At 72.2% G+C, this 6,356-nt stretch carries 7 protein-coding genes; all 7 read left to right on the forward strand.

All coding sequences use genetic code 11. The features are described from left to right. Window positions 1–118: 118 nt before the first annotated feature. The 7 genes from aroC to nusB all read left to right on the forward strand — a co-directional run bounded on the left by aroC (window position 119) and on the right by nusB (window position 6,308). Window positions 119–1,303, forward strand: a complete 1,185-nt coding sequence (gene aroC, locus ACWGJ5_RS44745) for a chorismate synthase (protein WP_453315348.1) — start codon at window positions 119–121, stop codon at window positions 1,301–1,303. Between the two features lie 32 nt (window positions 1,304–1,335). After that, window positions 1,336–1,818 carry a shikimate kinase gene (locus ACWGJ5_RS44750; RefSeq protein WP_453315352.1) on the forward strand — a complete coding sequence of 161 codons (483 nt, stop codon included), beginning with the start codon at window positions 1,336–1,338 and terminating at the stop codon, window positions 1,816–1,818. Next, on the forward strand, window positions 1,815–2,906 hold the full coding sequence (gene aroB, locus ACWGJ5_RS44755) for a 3-dehydroquinate synthase (protein WP_453315349.1): 1,092 nt from the start codon (window positions 1,815–1,817) through the stop codon (window positions 2,904–2,906). The genes ACWGJ5_RS44750 and aroB overlap by 4 nt, the downstream gene beginning before the upstream one ends. Before the next feature lie 176 nt (window positions 2,907–3,082). Beyond that, complete coding sequence (locus tag ACWGJ5_RS44760; RefSeq protein WP_453315350.1) at window positions 3,083–4,012, forward strand: Pro-rich N-terminal domain-containing protein; 930 nt, start codon at window positions 3,083–3,085, stop codon at window positions 4,010–4,012. A 106-nt stretch (window positions 4,013–4,118) separates the two neighbouring features. Continuing rightward, a complete protein-coding gene (locus tag ACWGJ5_RS44765; RefSeq protein ID WP_453315351.1) occupies window positions 4,119–5,255 on the forward strand; it encodes an aminopeptidase P family protein in 1,137 nt (378 codons plus the stop codon). A gap of 49 nt (window positions 5,256–5,304) precedes the next feature. Then, window positions 5,305–5,871, forward strand: coding sequence for an elongation factor P (gene efp / locus ACWGJ5_RS44770; protein WP_351028412.1), 567 nt, complete (start codon window positions 5,305–5,307; stop codon window positions 5,869–5,871). A 2-nt stretch (window positions 5,872–5,873) separates the two neighbouring features. Beyond that, window positions 5,874–6,308, forward strand: coding sequence for a transcription antitermination factor NusB (gene nusB, locus ACWGJ5_RS44775; protein ID WP_351813130.1), 435 nt, complete (start codon window positions 5,874–5,876; stop codon window positions 6,306–6,308). The last annotated feature ends 48 nt before the right edge of the window (window positions 6,309–6,356 follow it).

The raw sequence follows: 6,356 nt of genomic DNA on the forward strand, positions 1-6,356 counted from the left end.
CCCGGACGTGGGAGGATCGGAGGTGGCGGGCCGGGGTCGCGCACCCGGTCGCGCCGTCGCCGTACGCGAGGACGCGTGTACGCCGGGCAGTACCGGGCGCGAACACTGAGGAGCACCGTTGAGCAGGCTGCGTTGGCTGACCGCGGGGGAGTCCCACGGTCCCGCACTTGTCGCGACGCTGGAGGGGCTTCCCGCCGGCGTGCCGATCACCACGGAGATGGTGGCGGACCACCTGGCGCGGCGGCGGCTCGGCTACGGCCGCGGTGCGCGGATGAAGTTCGAGCGTGACGAGGTCACCTTCCTGGGTGGTGTCCGGCACGGTCTGACGCTGGGCTCTCCGGTCGCGATCATGGTGGGCAACACCGAGTGGCCGAAGTGGGAGCAGGTGATGGCGGCCGACCCGGTCGACCCGGAGATCCTCGCGGGTCTGGCCCGTAACGCGCCGCTGACCCGGCCGCGGCCCGGTCACGCCGACCTGGCCGGTATGCAGAAGTACGGCTTCGACGAGGCCCGCCCGATCCTGGAGCGCGCCTCCGCCCGTGAGACGGCGGCCCGGGTGGCGCTCGGCGCGGTGGCGCGGTCGTACCTGAAGGAGACCACGGGAATCGAGATCGTCTCGCACGTCGTCGAGCTGTGCTCCGTGAAGGCCCCGCAGGGTGTGTACCCCACGCCGGCCGACGTCGAGAAGCTGGACGCCGACCCGCTGCGCTGCCTCGACGCGGACGCCTCGAAGGCGATGGTCGCGGAGGTCGACCAGGCCCACAAGGACGGCGACACGCTCGGCGGCGTGGTCGAGGTGCTGGCGTACGGCGTCCCGGTCGGGCTCGGTTCGCACGTGCACTGGGACCGCAAGCTGGACGCGCGTCTCGCCGGTGCCCTGATGGGCATCCAGGCGATCAAGGGCGTCGAGCTCGGTGACGGCTTCGAGCTGGCCCGGGTGCCGGGCTCCAAGGCGCACGACGAGATCGTCAGCACGCCAGAGGGCATCAAGCGCGTCTCCGGCCGCGCCGGCGGCACCGAGGGCGGTCTGAGCACCGGCGAGCTGCTGCGGGTGCGGGCCGCGATGAAGCCGATCGCGACCGTGCCGCGCGCCCTGCAGACCGTGGACGTCACCACCGGCGAGGCAGCCCAGGCCCACCACCAGCGCTCCGACGTCTCCGCGGTGCCGGCCGCGGGCATCGTCGCCGAGGCGATGGTCGCGCTCGTGCTCGCGGACGCGGTCGCCGAGAAGTTCGGCGGCGACTCCGTGGCCGAGACCCGGCGCAACGTGCAGTCGTACCTCGACAACCTGCGGATCCGGTGAGCGCCGTGCCCGCCGTCGTACTGGTCGGTCCGATGGGCGTGGGCAAGTCCACCGTCGGCCGGCTGCTCGCCGAGCGCCTCGGGCTCGGCTACCGGGACACCGACGAGGACATCGTCGCCGGCGAGGGCCGCACCATCGCCGAGATCTTCGTCGACGAGGGCGAGCCCGTCTTCCGCGCGATCGAGAAGCAGGCCGTACACCTCGCGCTCGCCGAGCACGAGGGCGTTCTCGCGCTCGGCGGCGGGGCCGTCCTGGACGCCGACACGCGCACGCTGCTCGCCGGACACCGGGTGGTCTACCTCTCCATGGACGTGGAGGAGGCCGTCAAACGCACCGGTCTGAACGTGGCCCGGCCGCTGCTCGCGGTCAACCCGCGCAAGCAGTGGCGTGAGCTGATGGAGGCCCGGCGGCACCTGTACGAGGAGGTCGCCACCGCCGTCGTGGCGACCGACGGCCGTACCCCCGAAGAGGTCACCCAAACCGCGCTGGACGCACTGGAGTTGAAGGAAGCATGAGCGAGGCAGTCACCCGGATCCAGGTCGCCGGCACCGCGGGCACCGACCCCTACGAGGTGCTGGTCGGGCGCCAACTGCTCGGTGAGCTGGGCGGGCTGATCGGTCCCAAGGCCAAGCGGGTCGCGGTGGTCCACCCCGAGGCGCTGGCCGAGACCGGTGACGCGCTCCGCGCCGACCTGGCCCAGCAGGGCTACGAGGCGATCGCCATCCAGGTGCCGAACGCCGAGGAGGCCAAGACCGCCGAGGTCGCCGCCTACTGCTGGAAGGCACTCGGCCAGTCGGGCTTCACCCGCTCCGACGTCGTCGTCGGCGTGGGCGGCGGCGCGACCACGGACCTCGCCGGATTCGTCGCCGCGACCTGGCTGCGCGGGGTGCGCTGGATCGCCGTGCCGACCACCGTGCTCGCCATGGTGGACGCGGCGGTCGGCGGCAAGACCGGCATCAACACCGCCGAGGGCAAGAACCTCGTCGGCGCCTTCCACCCGCCGGCCGGCGTCCTGTGCGACCTGGCCGCGCTGGACTCCCTGGCGGTCAACGACTACGTCTCCGGACTCGCCGAGGTCATCAAGGCCGGCTTCATCGCCGACCCGGTGATCCTCGACCTGATCGAGTCCGACCCGGAGGCCGCCCGGACCCCCGAGGGCCCGCACACGGCCGAGCTGATCGAGCGCTCGATCCGGGTGAAGGCGGAGGTCGTCTCGTCGGACCTGAAGGAGTCGGGCCTGCGCGAGATCCTCAACTACGGCCACACGCTCGGCCACGCGATCGAGAAGAACGAGCGCTACCAGTGGCGGCACGGCGCGGCGGTCGCGGTCGGCATGCACTTCGCCGCCGAACTGGGCCGTCTGGCGGGCCGGTTGGACGACGCGACGGCGGACCGGCACCGCGCGGTCCTGGAAGCGGTCGGCCTCCCGCTGCACTACCGCTACGACCAGTGGCCCAAGCTGCTGGAGACGATGAAGATCGACAAGAAGTCCCGCGGCGACCTGCTGCGCTTCATCGTCCTCGACGGCCTGGCCAAGCCGACCGTCCTGGAGGGCCCGGACCCGGCCGTCCTGCTCGCCGCGTACGGCGAAGTGGGCCAGTAAGTCCCCCGCTGTTCCGTCCGCCCGATTCCCTGCCTCGACTTCCTTTGCGGCACGGGCACTTCGGGCCGCCCCCGGCCGTTTCACCAAACGACGACGGGGGACGGTACCGTTCGGTAGGCAGCGGGGTCAGCCCCGCTGCCAGCACGAACTGCTTGTACGAGACGGAGTGGCAACGGATGCAGCACGCAGTGGGGTCTCCGCTGCCGCCGCCCCACCAGCCGGGGCAGGTGCCGCACGCCGGCTGGGCGTCGGCCGCACACCACCCGGGCCCGCACCCGGGAGCCTCCCAGGGGCCCGCCCCCGTGCCCCCGCCGCCGGGCTTCCCGGCCCCCAACGGCGCCGTCCCGCCGACACCCCCGCAGCCTCCCGCGCCTCAGCCTCCCGCGCCTCAGGCCCCGCCCCCGCAACCCGCCGCGCCCCAGCCCCCGGCACCGCAGCCCGCGGCCCCGCCGGCCCCCGATACCACCGGTCACGTCCCGCTGCCGCCCGGCGGCCCCGTCGGCCTGCCCACGGCGCCCCCGGCGCCCGCTCCGGCCCCCGACCCGACGACCACCACCCTGGCCGTCCTGCTGATCGGCCCGGCCGGCGCGGGCAAGACCAGCGTCGCCAAGTACTGGGCGGACCACCGCCGCGTGCCCACCGCCCACATCAGCCTGGACGACGTCCGCGAATGGGTCCGCTCCGGCTTCGCCGACCCCCAGTCCGGCTGGAACGACAACTCCGAGGCCCAGTACCGCCTGGCCCGCCGCACCTGCGGCTTCGCCGCGCGCAACTTCCTCGCCAACGGCATCTCCTGCATCCTGGACGACGCGGTCTTCCCGGACCGCCCGGTCGTCGGCCTCGGCGGCTGGAAGCGCCACGTCGGCCCCGGCCTGCTCCCGGTCGTCCTCCTGCCCGGCCTGGACATCGTCCTGGAGCGCAACGCCGAACGCACCGGCAACCGCCGCCTCACCGACGAGGAGGTCGCCCGCATCCACGGCCGCATGGCCGGCTGGTACGGCTCGGGGCTGCCGATCATCGACAACTCCCAGCTGGACGTCCCTGGGACAGCCCGCGTTCTGGACGAGGTCCTGGCGAGGGCCATAGCAAGCCCACCGAGCTGGTAAGCAGGGGGAACTGCGGTGCCGTGACGACCCACAGCAGCCACCCCCACAAACCCCACTCGGCCCCTAAAAATCGGCACAAATCGGTCAAAACTCCTACGCTCATCTCATGTCAGAGGTGTACGCGACCCGCCGATCCCGGCTGAGGGACCACTTCACCGCGGCCGGCACCGCGGCAGCGCTCGTCACCCGCCCAGCCAACGTGCGCTACCTCGCCGCCGCAGCCCCGCAGGGCTCCGCGCTGCTGCTCGGCAAACGCGAGGATCTCCTCGTATGTGTCGGCCAGCCCGACGACCGCCCCGCCGAGGGCCGCCCGGACGAGAACCTGCGCCTGCACGTCCTCCCGCCGAACGGCGTCGGCGTCTGCGGCGCCGTCGGCTCCGGCGGCGAAGCCGTGGTCGCGGCGGCCGAGCTCGCCGTGGCCCAGGCCGCCGACTCCCTGGCCGTCGAGGAACACCACCTCACGGTCACCCGGCACCGAGCGATCGCCTCCGCGGCCCCCGCACTCCGCCTCGGCGACCTCGGCGGAGCCGTGGAACAGCTCAGGGTGGTCAAGGACGAGGAGGAGATCTCCTGTCTGCGCATCGGCGCCGAGATCGCCGACCAGGCCCTCGGCGAGCTGCTGGAGTCCATCCTGGTCGGCCGTACCGAACGGCACCTCGCCCTGGAGCTGGAGCGCCGTCTGGTCGACCACGGCGCCGACGGCCCGGCCTTTGCCACCTCGGTCGCCACCGGGCCGAACTCCGGCCGTCGCGGGCACCGCCCCACCGACCGGCGGGTGGAGGAGGGCGACTTCCTCAGCGTGTGCCTGGGCGCGACCTACCGCGGCTACCGCTGCGAGATCGGCCGTACCTTCGTGATCGGCACCTCGCCCGCCGACTGGCAGGTCGAGCTGTACGACCTGGTCTTCGCCGCTCAGCGCGCCGGACGGGAGTCCCTGGCGCCCGGCGCGGGCTACGGCGACGTGGACCGCGCGGCCCGCCAGGTGCTGGACTCCGCCGGCTATGCGGAGGCACTCCCACCGCTGACCGGACACGGCGTCGGACTCGAAATCGACGAGGACCCGCAGCTGGCGCCCGCGGCCATGGGTAAACTGGACGCTTGCGTGCCGGTCACCGTCGAACCGGGGGTCCACCTCCCGGGCCGGGGCGGTGTCCGGATCGATGACACGCTCGTCGTGCGCCCCGAGGCGGACGGCGGACCCGAGCTACTCACCATCACGACCAAGGAGCTGCTCGCCCTCTAGGCAGTGGCGTGCGCCGGGGTCGTACGTCAGTCCAGGAGATTCCGCAACCGTGGCTTCCACGAACGACCTCAAGAACGGCATGGTGCTCAAGCTCGAAGGCGGCCAGCTCTGGTCCGTCGTCGAGTTCCAGCACGTCAAGCCCGGCAAGGGCCCGGCCTTCGTGCGCACCAAGCTGAAGAACGTGCTGTCCGGCAAGGTGGTCGACAAGACCTTCAACGCCGGCGTCAAGGTCGAGACCGCCACTGTCGACAAGCGCGACATGCAGTTCTCGTACATGGACGGCGACTACTTCGTCTTCATGGACATGGAGACCTACGACCAGCTGCACATCGACCGGAAGGCCGTCGGCGACGCCGCGAACTTCCTGATCGAGGGCTTCACGGCGACCGTCGCCCAGCACGAGGGCGAGGTGCTCTTCGTCGAGCTGCCGGCCGCCGTCGAGCTGACCATCCAGGAGACCGAGCCGGGCGTCCAGGGCGACCGCTCCACCGGTGGCACCAAGCCCGCCACCCTGGAGACCGGCCACCAGATCCAGGTCCCGCTCTTCATCACCACCGGTGAGAAGATCAAGGTCGACACCCGCACCAGCGACTACCTCGGCCGGGTGAACAGCTAACCGTGGCTGCCCGCAACACGGCCCGCAAGCGCGCCTTCCAGATCCTCTTCGAGGGCGACCAGCGCGGCGCCGACGTCCTGACGGTCCTCGCGGACTGGATCCGGCTGTCCCGGTCCGACACGCGGCAGCCGCCGGTCAGCGAGTACACGATGCAGCTGGTCGAGGGCTACGCCGAGCATGCGAGGCGGATCGACGAGCTGATCGCCCAGTACGCGGTCGGCTGGACGCTCGACCGGATGCCGGTCGTGGACCGCAACATCCTGCGGCTGGGCGCGTACGAGCTGATCTGGGTCGACGAGACCCCGGACGCCGTCGTCCTGGACGAGATGGTGCAGCTGGCGAAGGAGTTCTCCACCGACGAGTCGCCGTCGTTCGTGAACGGCCTCCTGGGCCGCTTGAAGGAACTCAAGCCGTCCCTGCGCCGGGACCAGGCGTAGCGCCGCCCGACGCGCCATCGCCTGAGGGCCCGCAGCACGCTCGTGCTG

The organism is Streptomyces sp. NPDC054783, from assembly GCF_053611725.1.

Coding starts and splice junctions, on each gene's coding strand:
- ACWGJ5_RS44750 (WP_453315352.1), top strand. CDS start 1,336: ATGGGCGTGGGCAAGTCCACCGTCGGCCGGCTGCTCGCCGAGCGCCTC.
- aroB (WP_453315349.1), top strand. CDS start 1,815: ATGAGCGAGGCAGTCACCCGGATCCAGGTCGCCGGCACCGCGGGCACC.
- ACWGJ5_RS44760 (WP_453315350.1), top strand. CDS start 3,083: ATGCAGCACGCAGTGGGGTCTCCGCTGCCGCCGCCCCACCAGCCGGGG.
- ACWGJ5_RS44765 (WP_453315351.1), top strand. CDS start 4,119: ATGTCAGAGGTGTACGCGACCCGCCGATCCCGGCTGAGGGACCACTTC.